The following is a 22,636-nucleotide window of genomic DNA, read 5'->3' as shown; positions in this document are numbered from 1 at the left end:
ACGGGCCCGGATTCCGGGCCCGTACCGCATTGCGGACAAAACGTGTCAGTGGGGTGCGCATCACCGGACACGGGAGACATGACACGATGCGGTCATGTCATCCGCGTTGACCGATCTCTGCCGGTATCCGATCGTGCAGGCCCCGATGGCGGGCGGAACCTCCTGTCCGCAGCTCGTCGCGGCCGTCGCCGAGGCCGGCGGACTCGGCTTCCTGGCCGCCGGGTACAAGACGACGGACGGCATGTACAACGAGGTCAAACAGGTGCGCGGGCTCACCGGTCAGCCCTTCGGCGTCAATCTCTTCATGCCGCAGCCGAACCTCGCCGACCCGGCCGCGGTCGACGTGTACCGGCACCAGCTCGCGGGCGAGACCTCCTGGTACGAGACCCCGCTCGGCGACACCGACACCGGCGGCGACGACGGCTACGAGGCCAAGCTCGCCATCCTGCTGGAGGACCCCGTCCCGGTGGTCTCCTTCACCTTCGGCTGCCCCTCCCGCGACACCCTCGACGCGTTCGCCGCGGTGGGCACGTACACCGTCGTCACGGTCACCTCGCCCGAGGAGGCGCAGGCCGCCCAGTGGGCGGGCGCCGACGCCGTCTGCGCCCAGGGCGTCGAGGCGGGCGGCCACCAGGCCACGTTCCGCGACGACCCGCAGACCGACGGCTCCGGCACCGGGCTGCTCTGCCTGGTGGCCCAGGTGCGCGAGACCGTGCAGATACCGGTCATCGCCGCCGGCGGGCTGATGCGCGGCTCCCAGATCGCCGCGGTGCTCGCGGCGGGCGCCGACGCCGCCCAGCTCGGCACCGCCTTCCTGGCCTGTCCCGAGTCGGGCGCCCATCTGCTGCACAAACAGGCCCTGACCAACCCGCTGTTCGTCCGCACCACCCTGACCCGGGCGTTCTCCGGACGCCCGGCCCGCGGCCTGGTCAACCGCTTCGTACGCGAGCACGGGCCGTACGCCCCCGCCGCCTACCCCCAGGTGCACCATCTGACGTCCGCGCTGCGCAAGGCGGCGGCCAAGGCCGGGGACGCGCAGGGCATGGCACTGTGGGCGGGGCAGGGACACCGGATGGCGCGCGAGCTGCCCGCCGGCCGGCTGGTCAGACTGCTCGCCGAGGAACTGGACGCCGCACGGGCGGCAGTGAGCACGAGGAGTACACAGTGACGGCACCCGTCTTCGTCGTCGACCGGATGCCGCAGGGGCCGGACTTCGTCCTGGAAGGGCCCGAGGGGCGGCACGCCGTCTCCGTGAAACGCCTGCGCGCCGGTGAGGACGTCGTCCTGACGGACGGCCAGGGGCACTGGGCGGAGGGCGTCGTGAGCGCCGCCGAGGGCAAGGACCGGCTGGTGGTCACCGGTCTGGAGTCCGTCCACGAGGAGCCCCGGCCCGGCATCCGCATCACCGTCGTCCAGGCGCTGCCCAAGGGCGACCGGGGCGAGCTCGCCGTCGAGACGATGACGGAGACCGGCGTCGACGCGATCGTGCCGTGGCAGGCGGCCCGCTGCATCACCCAGTGGAAGGGCGACCGCGGCCTCAAGTCCCTGACGAAATGGCGCAGTACGGCCCGTGAGGCTGGCAAGCAGTCCCGCCGGGTGCGCTTCCCGGAGGTGGCGGACGCGCTCACGACGAAGCAGGTTGCCGCACTTCTGGCCACAGCCGACTTCGCGGCCGTCCTGCACGAGGACCGCGACCACGACAGCGAGCCGCTGGCCACCGTCCCCCTGCCCGACAAGGGCGAGATCCTGCTGGTCGTCGGCCCCGAAGGCGGCGTCTCACCGGATGAGTTGGCCGTCTTCGCGGCTGCGGGGGCGCGCACCTGCCGGCTCGGGCCGACGGTCCTGCGCACCTCCACCGCCGGCACGGCGGCGACCGCGCTGCTGCTGGGGCGCACGGGCCGCTGGTCGTAACCCCGTTCACCCGGGGCGGTTGTGGCCGCAAGCGGTCTACCGTTCCGTCAGGAGCGGTGGGAAGCTGCCCGTATGGGGACATCAAGGGCATGGGGCCGTCGAACGGCCCGCCGCTTTCCGGCCGCGCTCTGCCTCGCGGCCACCGCCGTCGTGGGCCTCGCCGCCTGCGAGCCCGTCGACGGGCTGAACACCGCGTCCATCGCCGTGACCACCGACCGCACCGGCACCCGCGCCCTGGAGCACGAAGGCGTCGACGTGCGCTGGCTGACGTGCACGGCGCGCACCGGCGAGGAAGGCGCGGCGAAATCCTCCGCCCGGGCCGCTTCGCCCACCGCCTCCACCCGCCGCATCGCCGACGTCGACTGCGACGGCAAGACGAAGAGCGGCCAGGACATCACGATCAACGGCCAGGTGCGGCAGGCAGTTGACGGCCGGTGCGTGCGCGGCGACCTGACCGCGAAGGCGGGCGGCCGGACCGTCTTCCGGGCCACCCTGCTCGGCAACTGCGACGCACCGCCCTCGACCCCCGCCCCGGACGACGGCGGCGGCAGCGGCGGCGGGGGAGGGGCCCGGCCGGCCGTCACCGTGACCGTCACGGTCACCGAATACCCCCAGGGCAAGTGACCCGGCCGGACGGTCGGACTCCGGCCAACCCCGTTCCACCAGGCACGGCGGCGGCCTAGGGTGATCGATGTGACACAGCCTTCCTACCTCCGGTATCCCCATGTCCAGGGCGACTCGATCGCCTTCACCGCCGAGGACGATGTCTGGCTCGCGCCGCTCGACGGCGGCCGAGCCTGGCGTGTCAGCGCCGACAACCGCCCCGTCACCCAGCCGCGGATATCGCCCGACGGCACCCTCGTCGCCTGGACGTCCACCCGGGACGGGGCCCCCGAGGTGCACCTCGCCCCCGTCGACGGCGGCCCCTCCCGGCGGCTGACGCACTGGGGCGACGCGCGCACCGCGGTGCGCGGCTGGACCCCCGAGGGCGACGTGCTGGTCACCAGCACCCAGGGCCAGGTCTCGCTGCGCCGCAGCTGGGCCCGGGCCGTCCCGGTCGACGGCGGCCCCGCACGGACCCTCCCGTACGGGCCGGTCGGCTCCCTCGCGTACGGACCCGGCGGACGGGTCCTGCTGCTCTCGGCCACCATGGGGCGCGAGGCCGCCACCTGGAAGCGCTACCGGGGCGGCACGGCCGGCAAGCTCTGGATCGCGGCCGAGGGGGACCCGGCGGAGTTCGTCCGCGTCCACGAGGAGCTGGACGGCAACATCGAGTGCCCGCTCTGGGTGGGCGAGCGCATCGCCTTCCTCTCCGACCACGAAGGCGTCGGCGCGCTCTACTCCTCCCTCCCCGACGGCACGGACCTGCGCCGGCACACCGGCATCGAGGGCTTCTACGCCCGGCACGCCACCACCGACGGCACCCGCGTCGCCTACGCCTCCGCCGGTGAACTGTGGCTCCTGGACAGCCTGGAGAGCGACGCACCCCGCCGCCTCGACATCAGGCTCGGCGGCCAGCGCGCCGACCTCCAGCCGCACCCCGTGCACGCCGGCAGCCACCTGCACACCGCGTCCCCCGACCGCACCGGCCGCGGCAGCGCCGTCGGCTCCCGCGGCGCCGTCCACTGGGTCACCCACCGCGAGGGCCCGGCCCGCGCACTCGCCGTCGAACCCGGCGTACGGGCCAGGCTGCCTCACACCTTCCAGGCCGACGGCGACCAGCACGTCGTCTGGGTCACCGACGCCGAGGGCGACGACGCGCTGGAATGCGCCCCCGCCACCGGCACCGGGCCCGGCGCCGTACCGCGCCGCCTCGCCTCAGGCCGGATCGGCCGGGTCCTGGACCTGGTCCCCGCACCCGACGGCAGCCGGTTCGCCGTCGCCGCCCACGACGGACGCGTCCTCGTCGTCGAACGGGAGAGCGGCGAGGTCCACGAGGTGGACCGCAGCGAGAACGGCGACGCCTCCGGTCTCGTCTTCTCGCCCGACTCCGCCTGGCTCGCCTGGTCGCACCCCGGCCCCGAACCGCTCAGCCAGCTCAAGCTCGCCCACCTCGCCGACCTGTCGGTCTCCGAGGCGACCCCGCTGCGGTTCCGGGACTTCGCACCCGCCTTCACCGCCGACGGAAAGCACCTGGCGTTCCTCTCGGAGCGGGCGTTCGACCCGGTCTACGACTCCCACGTCTTCGACCTGGCCTTCATCGGCGCCTGCCGGCCGCACCTGCTGACGCTCGCCGCGACCACCCCTTCCCCGTTCGGACCGCAGCTCCACGGCCGCCCGACCGAGAAGGAGAAGGGCGGCGACGGCGAGGACAACCCCACGGCACTGCCCGTCACCCGCATCGACCTGGACGGGCTCGCCGACCGGATCGTGCCGCTGCCCGTCGAGGCCGCCAGCTACTCCTCGCTGCGCGCCGCCAAGGACGGGCTGCTGTGGCTGCGCCACCCGGTCACCGGTGTCCTCGGCACGAGCGCGGCCACTCCCGCCGCGCGCCACCCCGAGACCGTCCTGGAGCGGTACGACCTGGAGAAGCTGCGCTGCGAGGAACTCGCCTCCGACATCAGCCGGTTCGCCGTCAGCGGCGACGGCAAGCGCCTCGTCCTGCACAGCCACGGGAACCTGCGCGTCGTCCCGTCCGACAGCCGGGTGTCCGGCGGCTCCGACGACGACCACGACGACAGCAACATCACCGTCGACCTCTCCCGCGTCCGCCGCACCCTCGACCCGGCCGCCGAATGGCGTCAGATGTACGACGAGGCCGGCCGCATCATGCGGGACAACTTCTGGCACCCCGGCATGAGCGGCATCGACTGGAACGGCGTCCTGGACCGCTACCGCCCCGTCCTGGAGCGGGTCGCCACCCACGACGACCTCATCGACCTGCTCTGGGAGGTGCAGGGAGAACTCGGCACCTCGCACGCCTATGTGACCCCGTCCGGCGGCTGGCGCGACGACTCGGCCCGGCAGGGACTGCTCGGCGCCGACCTCTCCCGCGCGGACGACGGGAGCTGGCGCATCGACCGCATCCTGCCGTCCGAGACCTCCGACCCCGCCGCCAGGGCGCCGCTCGCCGCGCCCGGTGTCGCCGTCCGGCCCGGTGACGCGATCGTGGCGGTCGACGGCCACCCCGTCGACTCCCTCACCGGCCCCGCGCCCCTGCTCACCGGCTCGGCCGGCAAGCCCGTCGAGCTGACCGTCTCGCCGGTCGACGGGGGAGACCCGCGCCACGTCGTCGTCGTACCGGTCGCCGACGAGGAGGCGCTGCGCTACCACGACTGGGTCGCCGGCCGGCGCGCGTACGTGCACGAGAAGTCGGGCGGTCGCCTCGGCTACCTCCACGTCCCGGACATGGTCGGCTCGGGCTGGGCGCAGATCCACCGCGACCTGCGCACCGAGGTCGCCCGCGAGGGTCTGGTGGTGGACGTACGGGAGAACCGCGGCGGCCACACCTCGCAGCTGGTGGTGGAGAAGCTGGCCCGCCGCATCGTCGGCTGGGACCTGCCCCGCGGCATGCGGCCCTTCAGCTATCCGGGCGACGCGCCGCGCGGGCCCGTCGTGGCCGTCGCCAACGAGTTCTCCGGCTCGGACGGCGACATCGTGAACGCGGCGATCAAGGCGCTGAACATCGGACCCGTGGTCGGCGTGCGCACCTGGGGCGGTGTGGTGGGCATCGACAGCCGGTACCGGCTCGTCGACGGCACGCTGGTCACGCAGCCCAAGTACGCCTTCTGGCTGGAGGGGTACGGATGGGGCGTCGAGAACCACGGTGTCGATCCCGACGTCGAGGTCGTCATGACGCCGCAGGACCATGCGGCGGGGCGGGACCCGCAGCTGGACGAGGCGATCCGGCTCGCGCTGGAGTCGCTGACACGGACGCCGGCGAAGGCGCCGCCGGAGCTGCCGGAGTGAGTTGAGGGGGGCCGGCGGGGCTTGAGGGATCCAGCCCCGCCGGCGATCGAGGCGCGGGGGCAGTGCCCCGAAAGCGTCCGGGCCCAGCGTCCCGGCCCCGCCCGCTAGGCTGCCCCGTAACGGATCACTGAGACAGAGGAGCGCACCCCATGGCAGGAGAACCGCAGTCCGACTGCCTGTTCTGCAAGATCGTCTCCGGTGAGATCCCGGCCACCATCGTCCGGGAGACCGACACCACGGTCGCCTTCCGCGACATCAACCCCCAGGCCCCCACCCACGTCCTCGTCATCCCCCGCGTCCATCACCCGGACGCCGCCTCGCTCGCCACCGCCGAGCCGCAGGTCCTCGCCGACGTCCTGCGCGAGGCCGGGCACGTCGCCGCCGACGAGAAGATCGACGGGACCGGGTACCGCGTCGTGTTCAACACCGGCGCCGGAGCCGGGCAGACCGTCTTCCACGCGCACGCCCACGTCCTGGGCGGCCGCGGCCTCCAGTGGCCCCCCGGCTAGGACGGAACGCCGCACACCGTGTCCGCACGTGAACTCGTCGTCCTCGGCACCGCCAGCCAGGTCCCGACCCGGCACCGCAACCACAACGGCTACCTGCTGCGCTGGGACGGCGAGGGCATCCTCTTCGATCCCGGCGAGGGGACCCAGCGCCAGATGCTGCGGGCCGGCGTCGCCGCCCACGACATCGACCGGATCTGCGTCACGCACTTCCACGGCGACCACTCGCTGGGCCTGGCCGGGGTGATCCAGCGGATCAACCTCGACCAGGTCCCGCACCCCGTCACCGCGCACTACCCGGCGAGCGGACAGCACTTCTTCGAACGGCTGCGGTACGCCACCGCCTACCGCGAGTCCGTCGAGCTGACCGAGGCCCCGGTCGCCGCCGACGGGCCGCTGGCCACCACGGAGGCGTACACGCTGGACGCCCACAAGCTCTCGCACCCCGTCGAGTCGTACGGCTACCGGCTCGTCGAGCCCGACGGGCGGCGCATGCTGCCCGCGAGACTCGCCGAGCACGGCATCGCCGGACCGGACGTCGGCCGGATCCGGCGCGAGGGCGTCCTCGGCGGAGTCACGCTCGACGACGTCTCCGAGCGCAGGCGCGGACAGCGGTTCGCGTTCATCATGGACACCAGGCTGTGCGACGGCGTGTACGCACTCGCCGAGGGCTGCGACATGCTGGTCATCGAGTCGACCTTCCTCGACGAGGACGAACGGCTGGCCACCGACCACGGCCACCTGACCGCCGGGCAGGCGGCCCGGGTCGCGCGGGAGGCGGGAGTACGGCATCTCGTACTCACGCACTTCTCGCAGCGCTACCCGGACCCGGAGCTCTTCGGAGCCCAGGCCAGGGCGGCCGGGTTCGAGGGCGAACTGACCGTCGCCCAGGACCTGATCCGCGTCCCGGTACCGACCCGCCACCACCCGTAACAGATCACCGCACCACCTGCGTTAGCGAGAAGAACCCGTGCACCTCCCCAAAGCAGAACTCCACCTCCACATCGAAGGAACCCTCGAACCCGAGCTGGCCTTCGAGCTCGCCGCACGCAACGGCGTGACGCTGCCCTACGCGGACACCGAGGAACTGCGCACCGCCTACCTCTTCGAGGACCTGCAGACCTTCCTCGACCTGTACTACGCGCTGATGGCGGTGCTGCGGACCGAGGACGACTTCGCCGCACTCGCCGACGCCTACCTGACCCGCGCCGCGGCCCAGGGCGTGCGCCACGCGGAGATCTTCTTCGACCCGCAGGCGCACACCGCCCGGGGCGTCCCCATCGGCACCGTCGTCGAGGGACTCGGCCGGGCGCTGGAGCGCAGCGAGGAGAAGCACGGCATCTCCACCCAGCTGATCATGTGCTTCCTGCGCGACCAGTCCGCCGAATCGGCACTGGAGACGCTGGAGGCCGCGAAGCCGTACCTGCACCGGATCAGCGCCGTCGGCCTGGACTCCGCCGAGGTCGGCCATCCGCCCGCCAAGTTCCGCGAGGTGTACGCCGCGGCCGGGGAGCTCGGGCTGCGCAAGGTCGCCCACGCCGGCGAGGAGGGACCGCCCGCGTACATCACCGAGGCGCTCGACGTCCTCGGAGTCGAGCGCATCGACCACGGACTGCGCTGCATGGAGGACCCGGAACTCGTGAAGCGGCTGGCCGCCGACCGGGTGCCGCTCACTCTGTGCCCGCTGTCCAACGTCCGGCTGCGCGCCATCGACACCCTGGAGGAGCACCCGCTGCGGGCCATGATGGACGCCGGGCTGCTCTGCACCGTCAACTCCGACGACCCCGCCTACTTCGGCGGGTACGTCGGCGACACCTTCCACGCCGTCCACGAGGCGCTCGGCCTGGAGCGCGAGCAGTTGCGCACCCTGGCCCGCAACTCCTTCGAGGCGGCCTTCCTCGACCACGACGAGGAGCGCAGGGCGCGCTACCTGTCCGAGGTCGAGGCGTACGCGTTCGACTGACCGCCACCCGACGGGCCGGCCGTCCGGAACGCACTCCTGACCGGGCGCCGGCGGCGCAGCGCGGGCAGGCTGATCTCCGTGACGGCCTGCTCGGGCGCGCCCAGCTTCGGCACGGCGCCCGGCACCGCACCCGTGGTGACCGCGAGCAGGGCCGCCGGAGCACCGCCCCTGCGGCGCACCGAGCCCGGCACCAGCGGACGGCCGCCCGTGTGCAGGGCGACGGCCGTCACCGGGACCGCGACCAGCAGGGTCACCGCGCCCAGGATCAGCCCCATCGCCGGGAAGCCGGCCTCCTCGGACAGCACACTGCCGAGCACCGGACCGCAGGCCACACCGACCGAGGACGCCGAGCCCGCCAGGACCGCCCAGCGGCCCCGCACGTCCAGGGAGGCGGCCAGACCGATCAGATACGACAGGACCACCGGGTAGACGGTGTTCCACAGAATCTCGCCGGTCGCGAACGAGCCGACGCTCCCGGCCGACGAGCTGAGCACGATGCTCGCGGCGATCACCACGGTGCCCATGCCGATCGGCACCGCGCGCCCGAGCCGGGCACCCAGCACCCCGGCGCCCATGACACCGAGCAGACCGGCGCCGAGCGCGGCGGCGAACACGGCGCCGATGGTGACCTCGGAGAGCCCGACCTGGTCCACGCCGATGCGGCTGCTGACGCCCCACAGCGCGTTCTGCGCCATCGACCAGACGAGCATGCCGCCCGCCAGCACCAGGCCCGAGCGCCGGTGCGGCAGCCGTCCCGGAGCGGGGACGGCCGGACCGGCCGGCACCGGACCGCCGAGCCGCGAGGTGGCCGGCCACACGCACACCGCGACCAGGGCGATCGAGGCGAACGGCAGCCGGTGGCCGCCGCCCAGGTGCGGGATCGTCAGATACAGGGCGCCCGCGGTGGCGGACACGCTCAGCAGCCCCAGGGACGACGTCCGGTGCGGGTCACGCTGGGCGGCGATGCACGCGGCGGCCACCGCGGTCGCGGTGCCGGAACCGAAGCCGCCGACCACGGCGCCCAGCACGACCAGCGGCACGGAACCCGCCAGCGCCGCGCAGCCGTACCCCAGTACGGCCAGCACCAGTCCGATCCGCGCGGGTCTCCGCGGCCCGAACGTCTCGACGCGGCCCGCCAGGCAGAAGCCGGCGGAGGCCGAACTCAGCAGCAGCGCGCTGCCGACCAGACCGGCCTGTGCCGTGCTGAGGCCCAGATAGACGGAGAGCCGTCCCACGATGGTGGGGAGGAGATAGGCGGCGAGGTAACCGGCGGTGAACACGGCAACCAGAGGCCACGCGGCGCGAGGGCGCGAGGACATGGGCGTTCCTGAAGACATGCCAGAAGAGGCGGAGAAGAGAGGGGGGTGATGCGGAAAAGCGAGAAATACGAAAAATGCGGGGAGTCGGCACACACGTCGGTTAGATCCCCAACGGTGGTCGCGGGCCAATTTGTATCAAGTGCGCCGGGTCGGCCGAAAGCTGCCCCGGTGTGATCTGAGTCACTTATGCGTTTGCCGTGTTTCTATGCGGGTAACAGCGCATGTTTATGCAGGTCACCTCGGCGTTCGACGACCCTCCGGGACGCGGACCCGGCCCCGGCGCGGACCCGGCGCCCACCGGTACTCATCAGGCAGACTGGCCGGAACCGCCACGACCGGGGAGTGCAAGGTGAGCGCTGACATTCCAGGCATCGACCCACTGGGCGGGCTGCGCGCACCGCAGGACCCGGACTGCGACGTCTTCCTCACCGGCACGGTCTTCCTCGACATCATCTTCACCGGCCTCGACAGCGCCCCCGTGCGCGGCACCGAGTCCTGGGCGCGCGGTATGGGATCGAGCCCCGGCGGAGTCGCCAACATGGCCACCGCCCTCGCCCGCCTGGGCCTCCACACCTCGCTCGCCGCGGCGTTCGGCGACGACCACTACGGCGAGTACTGCTGGGACGCCCTGGAACAGGGCGAGGGCATCGACCTGTCCATGTCGCACACCGTCCGCGGCTGGCACTCCCCGGTGACCGTCTCCATGGCGTACGAGGGCGAGCGGACGATGGTCTCGCACGGCCACGAGGCCCCGCCCCCGCCCGCCACCGCACCCCCGGGAGCCCCCGCCGCCTTCCCCCGCTGCCCGCCCCGCGCCCGGGCCGCCGTCGCCTCGCTCGCCCCCGGCCGCAGCGAACCCTGGGTCGCCGCGGCGGCCCGCCGCGGGGCCGTGGTCTTCGCCGACGTCGGCTGGGACGAGACCGGCCGCTGGGACCTGGACGGGCTCACCGACCTGGAGCACTGCCGGGCCTTCCTCCCCAACGCCGAGGAAGCCATGCGCTACACCCGCACCGACTGCCCCCGCGCCGCCGCGCACGCGCTGGCCGAACGGGTCCCGCTCGCCGTCGTCACCCTCGGTGCCGAGGGCGCGTACGCGGTCGACGCGGCCACCGGGACCACCGCGGAGGTCCCCGCGATCGAGGTCGAGGCCCTGGACCCGACCGGCGCCGGCGACGTCTTCGTCGCCGGCTTCGTCACCGGCACCCTCGCCAACTGGCCGCTCGCCGACCGCCTCGCCTTCGCCGGCCTCACCGCAGCCCTCTCCGTCCAGGAGTTCGGCGGCTCGCTCTCGGCCCCCGGCTGGGCGGAGATCGCCGCCTGGTGGCAGCGCATCCGCACCGTCACCGACCAGGACCCGGCCGCACTCCAGCGCTACGCCTTCCTCCAGGACCTGCTCCCCGCCGCCACCCGCCCCTGGCCGCTGCGCCGCGCCGTCCCCACGATCGGCTTTCGACCTTGAACCGGTCGGCTGCTCCCGGCAGGTAAAACCCCTGGTGTTGTCCGTACCAAGTCGTAGGCTGGGTACACCTGAGGTTTTCGAGCAGCGAGAACCGTGCAACGGGAGGTATGCGCAGGCCCGAGGGCCGGCCCATGACTCAGACACCCACACAGCCGCAGGCGCGTGCCCACATCAGCATCCCGGCCGCACACCCCATGGTGATGCTCCTGGGAGCGGGCGACTCGCTGCTGCGCGTGATCGAAACGGCGTTCCCGGCGGCCGACATCCACGTCCGGGGCAATGACATCAGCGCAACGGGCAACGCGGCGGAGATCGCCCTGATCCAGCGCCTGTTCGACGAGATGGTGCTGGTGCTCCGCACCGGGCAGCCGATGACGGAGGACGCCGTGGAACGGTCGATCGCGATGCTCAAGGCCAGCGAGAGCGGCAAGGCGGACGGCTCCGAGACCCCGGCCGAGGTGCTCACGCAGAACATCCTCTCCAGCCGCGGCCGCACGATCCGCCCCAAGACGCTCAACCAGAAGCGGTACGTCGACGCGATCGACAAGCACACGATCGTCTTCGGCATCGGCCCCGCCGGTACCGGCAAGACCTACCTCGCCATGGCCAAGGCGGTCCAGGCCCTGCAGTCCAAGCAGGTCAGCCGGATCATCCTGACCCGCCCGGCGGTCGAGGCCGGTGAGCGGCTCGGCTTCCTGCCCGGCACGCTCTTCGACAAGATCGACCCGTATCTGCGCCCGCTCTACGACGCCCTGCACGACATGCTCGACCCGGACTCGATCCCGCGGCTGATGGCGGCGGGCACGATCGAGGTGGCGCCGCTGGCCTACATGAGGGGCCGGACCCTGAATGACGCCTTCATCATTCTCGACGAGGCGCAGAACACCAGCGCCGAGCAGATGAAGATGTTCCTGACCAGGCTCGGCTTCGACTCGAAGATCGTCGTCACGGGTGACGTCACCCAGGTCGACCTGCCGAACGGCACCAAGAGCGGTCTGCGTCAGGTCCAGGACATCCTGGAGGGCCTCGACGACGTGCACTTCTCCCGGCTCACCTCCCAGGATGTCGTCCGGCACAAGCTGGTCGGCCGTATCGTCGACGCGTACGAGAAGTACGACAACCAGGGCGACCACGACGGCCCGGCCGGCAAGGGCCGAGGCCGTCACAACGGGAAGCAGTAGCAGCGCACCATGTCGATCGACGTCAACAACGAGTCCGGAACCGAGGTCGACGAGCAGGCGATCCTCGACATCGCCCGCTACGCGCTCGCGCGGATGAGGATCCACCCGCTCTCCGAACTCTCCGTGATCGTGGTGGACACCGAGGCCATGGAGCAGCTCCACATCCAGTGGATGGACCTGACGGGTCCGACGGATGTCATGTCCTTCCCGATGGACGAACTGCGTCCGCCGTCCAAGGACGACGAGGAGCCCCCGCAGGGGCTCCTCGGTGACATCGTGCTCTGCCCGGAGGTCGCCAAGAAGCAGGGCGAGGACGCCGAGACGCAGCACTCCATGGACGAGGAGCTCCAGCTCCTCACCGTCCACGGGGTGCTGCACCTGCTCGGCTACGACCACGAGGAGCCCGACGAGAAGGCCGAGATGTTCGGCCTCCAGGCGGCCATCGTGGACGGCTGGCGCGGCGAGCACGGGCTCACCGGTCCGTCCCCCGCACCCACCGTCTCGTGAGCCTGCCGCTCGTCCTCGGCGTCGTCCTGCTGGTCGTCGTCGGCTGGCTGGCGGCCTGCGCCGAGGCCGGCATCGCGCGTACGTCGAGCTTCCGCGCCGCCGAGGCGGTCCGCTCGGGGCGGCGCGGCAGCGACAAGCTGGAACAGGTCGCGGCCGACCCGACGCGCTATCTCAACGTCGCCCTGCTGGTGCGGGTCGCCTGCGAGATGGCCGCCGGGGTGCTCGTCACGTACGCCTGCCTGAAGGAGTTCCCGGAGACCTGGGAGGCGCTGGCCGTCGCCATGGGCGTGATGGTCCTCGTCTCCTACGTCGCCATCGGCGTCTCGCCGCGCACCATCGGCCGCCAGCATCCCCTGAACACGGCCACCGCGGCGTCGTACGTGCTGCTGCCGCTGGCCCGGATCATGGGCCCGATCCCGCAGCTGCTGATCCTCATCGGCAACGCGCTGACGCCGGGCAAGGGGTTCCGCAAGGGCCCGTTCGCCAGCGAGGCCGAGCTGCGGGCGATGGTCGACCTCGCGGAGCAGGAGTCGCTGATCGAGGACGAGGAGCGCCGCATGGTGCACTCCGTCTTCGAACTCGGCGACACGCTCGTGCGCGAGGTGATGGTGCCGCGCACGGACCTGGTCTGCATCGAGCGCTACAAGACGATCCGGCAGGCGCTGACCCTGGCCCTGCGCTCCGGCTTCTCGCGGATCCCCGTCACCGGGGAGAACGAGGACGACATCGTCGGGATCGTCTACCTCAAGGACCTGGTCCGCAAGACGCACATCAACCGGGAGTCGGAGGCCGACCTGGTCTCCACGGCGATGCGCCCGGCGGCCTTCGTGCCCGACACGAAGAACGCCGGCGACCTGCTGCGCGAGATGCAGCAGGACCGCAGCCACGTGGCCGTCGTCATCGACGAGTACGGCGGCACCGCGGGCATCGTCACCATCGAGGACATCCTGGAGGAGATCGTCGGCGAGATCACCGACGAGTACGACCGCGAACTCCCGCCGGTCCAGGAGCTGGAGGACGGCTGCTTCCGGGTGACCGCCCGGCTGGACATCGGCGACCTCGGTGAGCTGTTCGGGCTCGACGAGTACGACGACGAGGACGTGGAGACGGTCGGCGGGCTGCTCGCGAAGGCGCTGGGCCGGGTCCCGATCGCCGGTGCCTCGTCGGAGGTCGGCCTGCCCGACGGGCGACGGCTGCGGCTGACCGCGGAGTCCCCGGCGGGCCGCCGGAACAAGATCGTCACGGTGCTGGCGGAGCCGGTGGCTCCGGAGGAGGAGGCGGCGGGATGACTCCCGAGGAACTGAAGGCGTTCTGCCTGGAGTTCAACGCGAGCGCCGAGGAGTTCCCGTTCGGGCCCGAGACATCCGTCTTCAAGGTGCTCGGCAAGGTGTTCGCGCTGACCGCGCTGGACGGGCAGCCGCTGACGGTGAACCTCAAGTGCGACCCCGACGCGGCGGTACGGCTCCGGGAGGAGTACGAGGCGGTGGTGCCGGGGTGGCACATGAACAAGCGGCACTGGAACACGGTGACGGTGTCGGGGGTGCCGGATGCGCGGCTGCGAGAGCTGATCGAGGACAGTTACGACCTGGTGGTGGCGGGGTTGCCCCGTGCGGAGCGGTTGCGGTTGGACCGGGCGTAGGCGGGTGGGTTCGGGGGCTCCGCCCCCGGGCCCCCCGCTCCTCAATCGCCGGAGGGGCTTGATTTTCCGGTTGGGGGCTCAGTTGCGCCGTAGTCCCGCTGCCACCACTCCCGATGCCGCGATCAGCAGGGCCGCTGCCACCGCCACCACCGTGCGTACACCGTCCAGCAGTGAGGTCTGGGTCGTCGCGACCACGCCGAGCAGCGGGATGCCGATCGTCAGTCCCACCTGCTGGGTCGTGGTGACCAGGCCCGTCGCCAGGCCCTGCTCCTCGTTCGGCACGCCCGAGGTGACCGCCAGGCCGTACGCGATGATCGCGCCCAGGTGGCACATGCTGGCCAGCGAGACCGCGACGGTCGCCAGCCAGACGCCCGAGTCCGCGCCGAGGCCCAGCAGGCCCGCGATGAACAGGCCCTGGCCCAGCAATGAGAGGGACAGGGTGCGCCGGGCGCCGATGCGGCCGATCACCCTCGGGGCGTACACGCCCGCGACCACCGAGGCGGCGCCCTGCACCCCGAAGACCAGGCCGGTCCCGAAGGCCGACAGGTCCAGGACCTCCTGCAGGTACAGGGTCAGCACGAAGACGATGGTGCTCATCATCGAGAAGGTCAGCAGCCCGCCCAGATTGCCGAAGGCCACCGTGCGCCGCCGCAGCATCGGGAGCGAGACCAGCGGCGCCGAAGCGCGGGACTCGACGACCACGAACGCGACGAGCAGGACGACTCCGGCGGCCAGCGCGGCCTGCACGTCCACCCGGCCGAAGCCGTGCTCGGCCGCCGTGGACAGGGCGTAGATCAGCGCCAGGAGGCCGCCGGTGACCGTGACGGCGCCCGGCACGTCGAGCCGCGGCCGGTCGGGCGTGCGGGACTCGGTGAGCAGCGCGGGGGCCGTGGCGAGGACGACGACGGCGGCCAGCGTCAGCAGCCCCATCGTGGAGCGCCAGCCCAGGGTGTCGGTGAGGGTGCCGCCCGCCACCATGCCGACGGTGAAGCCGAGGGAGAGCAGGGTGCCGCTGATGCCGAGCGCCCGGTCCCGCAGCGGGCCCTCCGGGAACGTGGTGGTGAGCAGGGACATACCGGTCGGGACGATCGCCGCGGCGCCGAGCCCCTGGAGGGCGCGTCCGGTGAGGAAGGCGGCCGGGTTCCAGGCGAGCGTGGCCAGCAGGGAGGCGGCGCCGAAGACGGCGAGGCCGGTGAGGAACAGCCTGCGGCGGCCGTAGAGGTCGGCGATCCGGCCGAAGAGCAGCAGGAATCCGCCGGAGGGCAGCGCGAAGGCGGTGATCGCCCACTGGAGTCCCGAACGGCTCAGGCCGAGGTCGTCGCCGAGGACGGGCAGGGCCACGTTCAGTACGGAGAAGTCGAGCGACACCATGAACTGGGCGGCGCACAGCACGAGGAGGACGAGCCGGGCCCGGCCGGAGAGCCGGTCCGGGGCGGGGGGTGCGGGGACGGGAGCGGTGACAGCTGCTGGGGTGGGTGAGTCGATCGCCATGGGCATGAGCCTGCGGCCGCCGGAATATCCATGGGGAGCGGGTACTTATCCTGTTGGCCGCACCACCAGGCAGGCGCCGGCCCGGACACCAGGGGGAGTACGTGGGCACACCGGCCCGGATCGCGGCGGACGCCGGCAAGGCGCACCGCCTGGGCGAACTGCGGGAGTTCCTGAGGAGCAGGCGGGCGCGGGTCAGCCCGGCCGACGCGGGTCTGCCGGACGGCGGGGCGCGACGGCGTACGCCGGGGCTGCGCCGCGAGGAGGTCGCCGTCCTCGCGGGTGTGGGCGTCTCCTGGTACCAGTGGCTTGAGCAGGGCCGGGACATCACCGTGTCGCCGCAGGTGCTGGACTCCGTGGCCCGGGTGCTGCGGCTCAGCGGCACCGAACGCCGTCACCTGTACGTGCTCGCCGGTCTCAACCCGCCGGCCCCCGAGGTCGATCCGGCGCACACGGACATGTGCGCGGGGCTTCAGCGGCTTCTCGACGGCTGGATGCCCTACCCGGCCCACATCATGGACGCGTACTGGAACGTCATCCTGTACAACGACGCGGCGTCGATGGTGATGGGGATGAGCCCGGACCGGCCGCAGAACTGTGTGATCGCCTTCTTCACCGATCCCGTGCACCGGGGCGGGGACGCGGAGTGGTGGGACACCGCCGCCCGGGTCGTCGCCCAGTTCCGGGCCGCGTGCGCGGAGTGCCCCGACGACGAGGGATTCCGGGCGATCGTGGCCGAGGCGGCCGCGCGCAGCCCCGAGTTCGCCGAGCTGTGGGCGCGGCGGGACGTCGCGCCGGGCGGGCAGATGCGCAAGGAGCTCTCGCACCCGGACGTGGGCACGCTGGTCGTGGAGGCCACCCAGCTGCGCATCCCGGCCCGCCCCGATCTGGCGGTCGTGCTGCACAACCCCTGGCCGGACACCGGCACGGAGGAGAAACTGCGCTGGCTGGCCTCGCCGGAGGGCCGGCGCGGTGCGATGCGGCAGGTGGGGGCGTGAGGGCCCGGGGCGCCCGGGTGCCCCGGCCGCGGCCGCGCTTCGTATGCTCGGCACATGAGCGATAGCACCGACCTCGGCGCCGAGGACCGCAAGATCGTCACGCTGGCGCGCAGCGCCCGCGCCCGCAACGGTGTGCCGGAGGGCGCGGCCGTACGGGACGAGACCGGACGTACGTATGTGGCGGGGACCGTGGCGCTCGAGTCGCTGCGGCTCAGCGCGTTGCAGACGGCCGTGGCCATGGCCGTGGCCAGCGGCGCCACCTCGCTGGAGGCGGCCGCGGTCGTCTCCGACGCGCAGACCCCCTCCGACGAGGACCGGGCCGCGGTACGGGACCTGGGCGGGGCGGACACACCCGTGCTGCTCGCCGGTCCCGACGGCGTGCTGCGGCTCCGGGTGACGGCGGGCTGACCTCCGCGGCACCCTCACCGTGTGTACGAACGCCCCGCGCCCCACCGGTGCGGGGCGTTCGCACAGGATGTGCGGGAATCATGGATCTTGACAGCATCTGATGGTCCATCAGTCGGCGCATTTCGCTTCCATTGACTTCTTTTCGGCCCCAGTCATCAATGGCCCCCAGCCGGCGCGGAAGAGCCGCCGTGCCGGATCCCGCAGGAGGGGGCTCCATGCGTCCAGCCATCCGAAGATCCGACAGCCGAAGATCCGGCACCCGAGGATTCCCTCGCCGAAGCCGCCCGGACCGCGGCCGCCGCTGGGCCGCCGTGCTCGGCGTCGGCGCGCTCGTCGTCACCGGGGGAGGACTGCTCGCCGGGCCCGCCCAGGCCAGCGCGACGGCCTCGGTCGCGGTGGACTTCCCGACCCACTGCATCCCGCCCGCCATCGCCGGCATCCCGCCCATCGACGGGACGACCTCGGCCGAGATCACCGTCGACAACGCCGCCCCGAAGGTCGGCGACACGGTCACGGTGACGTACACCGTCGTCGAACCGGCCGCGAGCAACCCGGTCGACCTGGCCCTGCCCGCCGACATCATGACGCCGACCGGCAAGGTCACCGTCGGCGGTGCGCAGACCGCCGCCGTGACGGTCGCGGGCCCGAAGAAGAACGGTCCGGTGCCCGGCAAGGGCGCGTTCCCGTCGTTCTCCATGACCGGCACCTTCACCGTCACCGCGCCCGGTGAGATCACGCTCTCGCCCGGCGACTACAACATCCACACCAGCTACATCATGGAGCTGGACACGCCCTGCACGGTCACCGATCCGCCCGCCCCCGTCTCCCAGACGATCATCGCCACGGACGGCGGCGGCCAGGTCAACGAACGGGCCATCCAGCTCGGCACCGCATCCGGCGCGGCCGGTGACCAGGTCACCGTGACCGGGTCGAAGTTCACCGCGGGCGCGTCCGTCACGCTCGCCGGCCGGGCCGGGGACGCCCAGACCGGCGACACCGCGACGGTCACGGCGGACGGTTCGGGAGCCTTCACCGGACAGCTCACCGTCAACGACCCCGCGACCACCGGCGTCGTCGCCTACGAGGGCGCCGGCTGGGACGCCGCCAAGGGTGCGGGCCCCCAGGCCTACACCGTCACCGGTGGCGGCGGCGAGATCCCGGACGGCAGCCAGCGGCTGACCTCGTCCGTCAGGGCGGGCACCCTCTCCATGGCCCAGGCCGGGGACTCGGTCGCCCTGTCGGCGGTCGACTTCGGGCAGGGCGGTGCCTCCACAGGCGCCCTGCAGACCGTGACGGTCCAGGACTTCCGCGGCGGACCCGCGGGCTGGTCCCTGACCGGCAAGGTCACCGACTTCAAGGGCCCGGGCGGGGCGGTGATCGGCGCCTCCGCACTCGGCTGGAGCCCGGCCTGCGCGACGAAGTCCGGCAGCCCGAGCACCTGCGCGGCCGGATCGGAGGGAACCGTCGGCAGTGCCGGCGCGACCCTGGCGTCCACCCCGGACGGCGCGTTCACCGGCGGTGAGTTCACCGTCGACGCCCAGCTGTCGCTGGACGTGCCGGCGTACACCGCCCCCGGCGCGTACGCCGGAGTGCTCACCCTCACCCTGACGTGAGCGTGGGCGGCAGTCACTGATCAACCGGTGGGCCGGGCGCGCACCCGGCCGGCCCACCCCGCCCGAGCGTGCACCTGGGGGCCCGCACCGTGCGCAAGCTGTCCGTTCTCCTGTCGTCCCTGCTGTCCACCGCCCTGCTCCTGCTCGGCGCGCCCACGGCCGGCGCCGCCGACAACGGCAGCTGGTCGGTCTTCCCCGCCACCGCCGGCTCCGGCGCGCGGCCGTACTTCTACCTCTCCGCCGACCCCGGCGCCACCCTCACCGACAAGGTGACCGTCACCAACAAGACCGGTACGCCGCTGACCTTCCGGCTGTACGCCGCCGACGCGTACAACACGGCACGCGACGGCGGTTTCGCGGTCCGGGCGCTGGACGAGAAGCAGCGCTCCGTCGGCGCCTGGGCCAGGACCGACCGGGACCGGGTCACCGTCAAGCCGCACGGCTCGGTGACCGTGCCCGTCACGATCGAGGTCCCGGAGGACGCCGAACCGGGCGACCACCCAGGCGCCCTCGTCGCCCTCGACGAGCGCATCGACCCCGCCGACGCGGGAGCCGTCGCCGTCGGCATCCGCAAGGCGGTCGGCGCCCGGATCTATCTGCGGGTGAACGGCCCGACGATGCCCGCGATCTCCGTCGAAGACGTCAAGGTCGAGCACACCCAGCCGCTCGTCCCGGGTACCGGGAAGTCCCGCGCCGTCATCTCGTACACGCTGCACAACCGCGGCAACGTCACCCTCAGCCCCAAGGTCGCCCTCAAGGCCGAGGGCCTCTTCGGCCGCACCCTGCTGGCCCGGGACCTCAAGCGCATCCCGTCCGAGCTGCTGCCCCGCCAGCAGGTCCGGCTCACCGAGGAGTGGAAGGGCGCGCCGCAGGTCGAGTGGGGTGAGATCAAGCTGACCGCGAGCGCCCGCGACAGCCGCGAGTCCGCCGCCGTCTCCTACTTCGCCCTGCCGTGGCTGGTCGCCGGAGCGCTGCTGGTGGTCCTCGCCGGTGGTGCGGCGCTGTGGGTACGGGCCCGCCGCAAGCGCCGTTCCACGGCCTGAGACGAGGGGCACCATGGCCACGGCGGCGGCCATGGTGCCCCGCGACCGCCGGGATCGGGGACAATGGGCGCCATGAGCGCTCGACCTAACCCTGAAGCCGCTGCGCAGCAGGCTGAGAACACCGCCCCTCACCGGGCCGGTTTCGCCTGCTTCGTGGGCCGTCCCAACGCGGGCAAGTCCACCCTTACGAACGCTCTGGTCGGCCAGAAGGTGGCGATCACGTCCAACCGGCCCCAGACGACCCGGCACACCGTGCGCGGCATCGTGCACCGTCCGGACGCGCAGCTGATCCTGGTCGACACCCCCGGCCTCCACAAGCCGCGCACCCTGCTGGGCGAGCGTCTCAACGACGTCGTGCGCACCACCTGGGCCGAGGTCGACGTCATCGGCTTCTGCCTGCCCGCCGACCAGAAGCTCGGCCCCGGCGACAAGTACATCGTCAAGGAACTCGCGGGCATCAAGAAGACGCCCAAGATCGCGATCATCACCAAGTCCGACCTGGTCGAGTCCAAGCAGCTCGCCGAACAGCTGCTGGCCGTATCCCGCCTCGGCGAGGAGCTCGGCTTCGAGTGGGCGGAGATCATCCCCGTCTCGGCCGTCGAGGACAACCAGGTCGGCCTGCTCGCCGACCTGATCGCCCCGCTGCTCCCCGAGAGCCCGCCCCTCTACCCGGAGGGCGACCTCACCGACGAGCCCGAGATGGTCATGGTCGCGGAGCTGATCCGCGAGGCCGCGCTCGAAGGTGTACGGGACGAGCTGCCGCACTCCATCGCGGTCGTCGTCGAGGAGATGCTGCCGCGCGAGGACCGCCCGGCGGACAAGCCGCTGCTGGACATCCACGCCAACGTCTACATCGAGCGGCCCAGCCAGAAGGGCATCATCATCGGCCCGAAGGGCAAGCGGCTGAAGGAAGTCGGCACGAAGTCGCGCAAGCACATCGAGGCGCTGCTGGGCACACCGGTCTTCCTCGACCTGCACGTGAAGGTCGCCAAGGACTGGCAGCGCGATCCGAAGCAGCTGCGGAAGCTGGGGTTCTGAGCGGGGGCACGGACCGGCGGCCGGAGGCAGGCGCAGCCGTGCGAAGCCCCTGAGGCCCCTGGGGCCGAAGGGTGCGAGGGCGGCCGTGGGGATCGGTCCCGAAGCAGCTGCGGAAGCTGGGGTTCTGAGCGGGGCACGGACCGGCGGCCGGAGGCCGGCGCAGCCGTGCGAAGCCGCTGAGGCCCCTGGGGCCGAAGGGTGCGAGGGCGGCCGTGGGGCTCAGACGTACGCCGCCCGTCTCACGCGCCCTCCTTCAGGACGCGTGAGACCAGGGCGCGCTGGGCGTCGGTCAGCCGCGGGTCCGCGCAGTGCACGGTCACGTCGCCGACCGTGATGCGGTAGCTGAAGCCGTCCGGCACGCCCGCGGGCGTGCCGTCCCGGCCGCCGGTGAGCGCCGACTCGGCCAGGGCCTCCCACTCGTGGGCGTCGGCCCGTCCGGAGGTGTCGATCTCGCGGTGGCGTGCGATGCCGGCGAAGCCGCCGGTCCTGCTCACCTGGATCCGCATGTGGTGTCCTTCCTCGACGGACGGGCCTGCCCGGTTCCGGTTACGCGGTCGGTACGCCCACCTCCGACCAGGCCTTGAGGACCGCTTCCACCTCGTCGCCCTCGCCGAAGCGGCTGCGGGCCGCCGCCACGGTCAGCCGGGCGAAGGACGCGAAGTCCGCGTCCACCGCCAGTTCACCACCTGTGAGCACATCGAACCAGAGCTGCCCGGCCCGCTCCCAGGAACTGCCGCCGAGCGCGGTCGCCAGCAGGTAGAACGCGCGGTTGGGGATGCCGGAGTTGAGGTGCACCCCGCCGTTGTCCTCGCCCGTGTGGATGTAGTCGTCCATGGAGTCCGGCTGCGGGTCCTTGCCGAGCACGTCGTCGTCGTACGCCGTGCCGGGTGCCTTCATCGAGCGCAGTGCCACCCCCTGGACGCGGGGCGCGAGCAGGCCCGCGCCGATCAGCCAGTCGGCCTGGGCGGCGGTCTGGCCCAGCGAGTACTGCTTCACCAGGGAGCCGAACACGTCCGAGACCGACTCGTTGAGCGCGCCGGACTGGCCGTAGTAGTTCAGGTTGGCGGTGTACTGGGTCAGTCCGTGCGCCAGCTCGTGCGCGATCACGTCGATGGCGACGGTGAAGTCCAGGAAGATCTCCCCGTCCCCGTCGCCGAAGACCATCTGCTCGCCGTCGAAGAAGGCGTTGTTGTACTTCTCGTCGTAGTGCACGGAGCCGATCAGCGGCAGACCCTCGCCGTCGATCGAACGGCGGCCGTAGGCGCTGAGCAGCAGTTCGAAGGTGGCGCCGAGGCCCGCGTACGCGCGGTTGACGCTGGCGTCGGAGGTGGGCTCCTCGCCCTCGGAGCGGACCTTCGTCCCGGGGAGATCCGTGCCGTGGCGGCAGTCGTAGAGCGTGCGGTCGGGTTTGCCGGACCGGTCGCCCGCGGGCGCCGGGTCGATGCGGGGCCGGACGGCGGTGGTCACCTGGCGCCGGGTGCGCCGGGCGGCGTCGGCCTCCAGGGTGCGGCGGGCGGGGCCCGCCAGGACGGGATCGTCGGACTGCGACAGCTTGTCGAGGACGTGGGGCGGCACGATGGTGCAGAAGACGGGGTGGAACCCGTGCTGAGATCGAGGCTGCATACACACGACTGTGGCAGCGTGTGATCGCAAA

At 72.4% G+C, this 22,636-nt stretch carries 21 protein-coding genes; 17 read left to right on the top strand and 4 right to left on the bottom strand.

Features of this window, described 5'->3' with window-relative positions; genetic code table 11:
• The first annotated feature begins 94 nt into the window (after positions 1–94).
• From OG408_RS13100 to OG408_RS13070, 7 genes are all read left to right on the top strand, one after another.
• Positions 95–1,168 carry a nitronate monooxygenase gene (locus OG408_RS13100; RefSeq protein WP_326669967.1) on the top strand — a complete coding sequence of 358 codons (1,074 nt, stop codon included), beginning with the start codon at positions 95–97 and terminating at the stop codon, positions 1,166–1,168.
• The gene (locus OG408_RS13095; protein ID WP_285563578.1) at positions 1,165–1,911 is read left to right on the top strand and encodes a 16S rRNA (uracil(1498)-N(3))-methyltransferase; all 747 of its coding nucleotides are present in this window, start codon (positions 1,165–1,167) and stop codon (positions 1,909–1,911) included. Before OG408_RS13100 ends, OG408_RS13095 begins: the two co-directional genes overlap by 4 nt.
• Before the next feature lie 72 nt (positions 1,912–1,983).
• On the top strand, positions 1,984–2,535 hold the full coding sequence (locus OG408_RS13090; RefSeq protein WP_326669965.1) for a hypothetical protein: 552 nt from the start codon (positions 1,984–1,986) through the stop codon (positions 2,533–2,535).
• Between the two features lie 69 nt (positions 2,536–2,604).
• Complete coding sequence (locus OG408_RS13085; RefSeq protein ID WP_326669963.1) at positions 2,605–5,820, top strand: S41 family peptidase; 3,216 nt, start codon at positions 2,605–2,607, stop codon at positions 5,818–5,820.
• A 149-nt stretch (positions 5,821–5,969) separates the two neighbouring features.
• Positions 5,970–6,329 carry a histidine triad nucleotide-binding protein gene (locus tag OG408_RS13080; protein WP_266778620.1) on the top strand — a complete coding sequence of 120 codons (360 nt, stop codon included), beginning with the start codon at positions 5,970–5,972 and terminating at the stop codon, positions 6,327–6,329.
• An 18-nt stretch (positions 6,330–6,347) separates the two neighbouring features.
• Positions 6,348–7,259: a ribonuclease Z gene (locus OG408_RS13075; RefSeq protein ID WP_285563576.1), complete on the top strand. Its 912-nt coding sequence runs from the start codon at positions 6,348–6,350 to the stop codon at positions 7,257–7,259.
• Positions 7,260–7,296: 37 nt separating this feature from the next.
• Complete coding sequence (locus OG408_RS13070; protein ID WP_266778616.1) at positions 7,297–8,289, top strand: adenosine deaminase; 993 nt, start codon at positions 7,297–7,299, stop codon at positions 8,287–8,289.
• Here OG408_RS13070 and OG408_RS13065 read toward each other — a convergent pair.
• Positions 8,253–9,608, bottom strand: a complete 1,356-nt coding sequence (locus OG408_RS13065) for an MFS transporter (RefSeq protein ID WP_285563575.1) — start codon at positions 9,606–9,608, stop codon at positions 8,253–8,255. The two genes, OG408_RS13070 and OG408_RS13065, sit on opposite strands and share 37 nt — an antisense overlap.
• Positions 9,609–9,957: 349 nt before the next feature.
• Here OG408_RS13065 and OG408_RS13060 point away from each other — a divergent pair, with 349 nt between their 5' ends.
• From OG408_RS13060 to OG408_RS13040, 5 genes are all read left to right on the top strand, one after another.
• The gene (locus tag OG408_RS13060) at positions 9,958–11,067 is read left to right on the top strand and encodes a PfkB family carbohydrate kinase (RefSeq protein WP_266778612.1); all 1,110 of its coding nucleotides are present in this window, start codon (positions 9,958–9,960) and stop codon (positions 11,065–11,067) included.
• A 131-nt stretch (positions 11,068–11,198) separates the two neighbouring features.
• The gene (locus OG408_RS13055; protein WP_266778610.1) at positions 11,199–12,248 is read left to right on the top strand and encodes a PhoH family protein; all 1,050 of its coding nucleotides are present in this window, start codon (positions 11,199–11,201) and stop codon (positions 12,246–12,248) included.
• 9 nt (positions 12,249–12,257) lie between these two features.
• Complete coding sequence (gene ybeY / locus OG408_RS13050; RefSeq protein ID WP_266778608.1) at positions 12,258–12,755, top strand: rRNA maturation RNase YbeY; 498 nt, start codon at positions 12,258–12,260, stop codon at positions 12,753–12,755.
• Positions 12,752–14,044 (top strand): hemolysin family protein, encoded by a 1,293-nt coding sequence (locus OG408_RS13045; RefSeq protein ID WP_266778606.1) that lies wholly within the window; start codon positions 12,752–12,754, stop codon positions 14,042–14,044. The genes ybeY and OG408_RS13045 overlap by 4 nt, the downstream gene beginning before the upstream one ends.
• Positions 14,041–14,394 carry an MmcQ/YjbR family DNA-binding protein gene (locus OG408_RS13040; protein WP_285563574.1) on the top strand — a complete coding sequence of 118 codons (354 nt, stop codon included), beginning with the start codon at positions 14,041–14,043 and terminating at the stop codon, positions 14,392–14,394. The genes OG408_RS13045 and OG408_RS13040 overlap by 4 nt, the downstream gene beginning before the upstream one ends.
• 78 nt (positions 14,395–14,472) lie before the next feature.
• Here OG408_RS13040 and OG408_RS13035 read toward each other — a convergent pair whose 3' ends face one another.
• Complete coding sequence (locus OG408_RS13035; RefSeq protein ID WP_266778602.1) at positions 14,473–15,885, bottom strand: MFS transporter; 1,413 nt, start codon at positions 15,883–15,885, stop codon at positions 14,473–14,475.
• A 101-nt stretch (positions 15,886–15,986) separates the two neighbouring features.
• Here OG408_RS13035 and OG408_RS13030 point away from each other — a divergent pair, with 101 nt between their 5' ends.
• From OG408_RS13030 to era, 5 genes are all read left to right on the top strand, one after another.
• A complete protein-coding gene (locus OG408_RS13030) occupies positions 15,987–16,880 on the top strand; it encodes a helix-turn-helix transcriptional regulator (protein WP_266778600.1) in 894 nt (297 codons plus the stop codon).
• Between the two features lie 54 nt (positions 16,881–16,934).
• Positions 16,935–17,288, top strand: a complete 354-nt coding sequence (locus tag OG408_RS13025) for a cytidine deaminase (RefSeq protein WP_266778598.1) — start codon at positions 16,935–16,937, stop codon at positions 17,286–17,288.
• A 215-nt stretch (positions 17,289–17,503) separates the two neighbouring features.
• Positions 17,504–18,901 (top strand): beta-xylosidase, encoded by a 1,398-nt coding sequence (locus tag OG408_RS13020; RefSeq protein ID WP_266778596.1) that lies wholly within the window; start codon positions 17,504–17,506, stop codon positions 18,899–18,901.
• A gap of 89 nt (positions 18,902–18,990) precedes the next feature.
• Positions 18,991–19,944, top strand: a complete 954-nt coding sequence (locus OG408_RS13015) for a WxL protein peptidoglycan domain-containing protein (protein ID WP_326669953.1) — start codon at positions 18,991–18,993, stop codon at positions 19,942–19,944.
• A gap of 63 nt (positions 19,945–20,007) precedes the next feature.
• Positions 20,008–20,982 (top strand): GTPase Era, encoded by a 975-nt coding sequence (gene era / locus OG408_RS13010; RefSeq protein ID WP_266778592.1) that lies wholly within the window; start codon positions 20,008–20,010, stop codon positions 20,980–20,982.
• Between the two features lie 239 nt (positions 20,983–21,221).
• Here the strand turns inward: era and OG408_RS13005 are convergent, their stop codons facing one another.
• A complete protein-coding gene (locus OG408_RS13005) occupies positions 21,222–21,488 on the bottom strand; it encodes a protealysin inhibitor emfourin (protein WP_266778590.1) in 267 nt (88 codons plus the stop codon).
• A 40-nt stretch (positions 21,489–21,528) separates the two neighbouring features.
• Complete coding sequence (locus OG408_RS13000) at positions 21,529–22,605, bottom strand: M4 family metallopeptidase (RefSeq protein WP_266778588.1); 1,077 nt, start codon at positions 22,603–22,605, stop codon at positions 21,529–21,531.
• Between the last annotated feature and the right edge of the window lie 31 nt (positions 22,606–22,636).

The organism is Streptomyces sp. NBC_01257 (assembly GCF_035917255.1).
Taxonomy (GTDB): Bacteria; Actinomycetota; Actinomycetes; order Streptomycetales; family Streptomycetaceae; genus Streptomyces.
Note: the sequence above shows the minus strand (reverse complement) of the source record. Positions and strands in the feature narration are given on the sequence as shown.

Excerpts from the sequence above, each read along its gene's own strand:
- OG408_RS13035 (WP_266778602.1), bottom strand. The coding sequence starts at position 15,885 with ATGGCGATCGACTCACCCACCCCAGCAGCTGTCACCGCTCCCGTCCCC.
- OG408_RS13080 (WP_266778620.1), top strand. The coding sequence starts at position 5,970 with ATGGCAGGAGAACCGCAGTCCGACTGCCTGTTCTGCAAGATCGTCTCC.
- OG408_RS13005 (WP_266778590.1), bottom strand. The coding sequence starts at position 21,488 with ATGCGGATCCAGGTGAGCAGGACCGGCGGCTTCGCCGGCATCGCACGC.
- OG408_RS13055 (WP_266778610.1), top strand. The coding sequence starts at position 11,199 with ATGACTCAGACACCCACACAGCCGCAGGCGCGTGCCCACATCAGCATC.
- OG408_RS13065 (WP_285563575.1), bottom strand. The coding sequence starts at position 9,608 with ATGTCCTCGCGCCCTCGCGCCGCGTGGCCTCTGGTTGCCGTGTTCACC.
- OG408_RS13040 (WP_285563574.1), top strand. The coding sequence starts at position 14,041 with ATGACTCCCGAGGAACTGAAGGCGTTCTGCCTGGAGTTCAACGCGAGC.
- era (WP_266778592.1), top strand. The coding sequence starts at position 20,008 with ATGGGCGCCATGAGCGCTCGACCTAACCCTGAAGCCGCTGCGCAGCAG.
- OG408_RS13100 (WP_326669967.1), top strand. The coding sequence starts at position 95 with ATGTCATCCGCGTTGACCGATCTCTGCCGGTATCCGATCGTGCAGGCC.
- OG408_RS13000 (WP_266778588.1), bottom strand. The coding sequence starts at position 22,605 with ATGCAGCCTCGATCTCAGCACGGGTTCCACCCCGTCTTCTGCACCATC.
- OG408_RS13090 (WP_326669965.1), top strand. The coding sequence starts at position 1,984 with ATGGGGACATCAAGGGCATGGGGCCGTCGAACGGCCCGCCGCTTTCCG.
- ybeY (WP_266778608.1), top strand. The coding sequence starts at position 12,258 with ATGTCGATCGACGTCAACAACGAGTCCGGAACCGAGGTCGACGAGCAG.
- OG408_RS13020 (WP_266778596.1), top strand. The coding sequence starts at position 17,504 with ATGCGTCCAGCCATCCGAAGATCCGACAGCCGAAGATCCGGCACCCGA.
- OG408_RS13025 (WP_266778598.1), top strand. The coding sequence starts at position 16,935 with ATGAGCGATAGCACCGACCTCGGCGCCGAGGACCGCAAGATCGTCACG.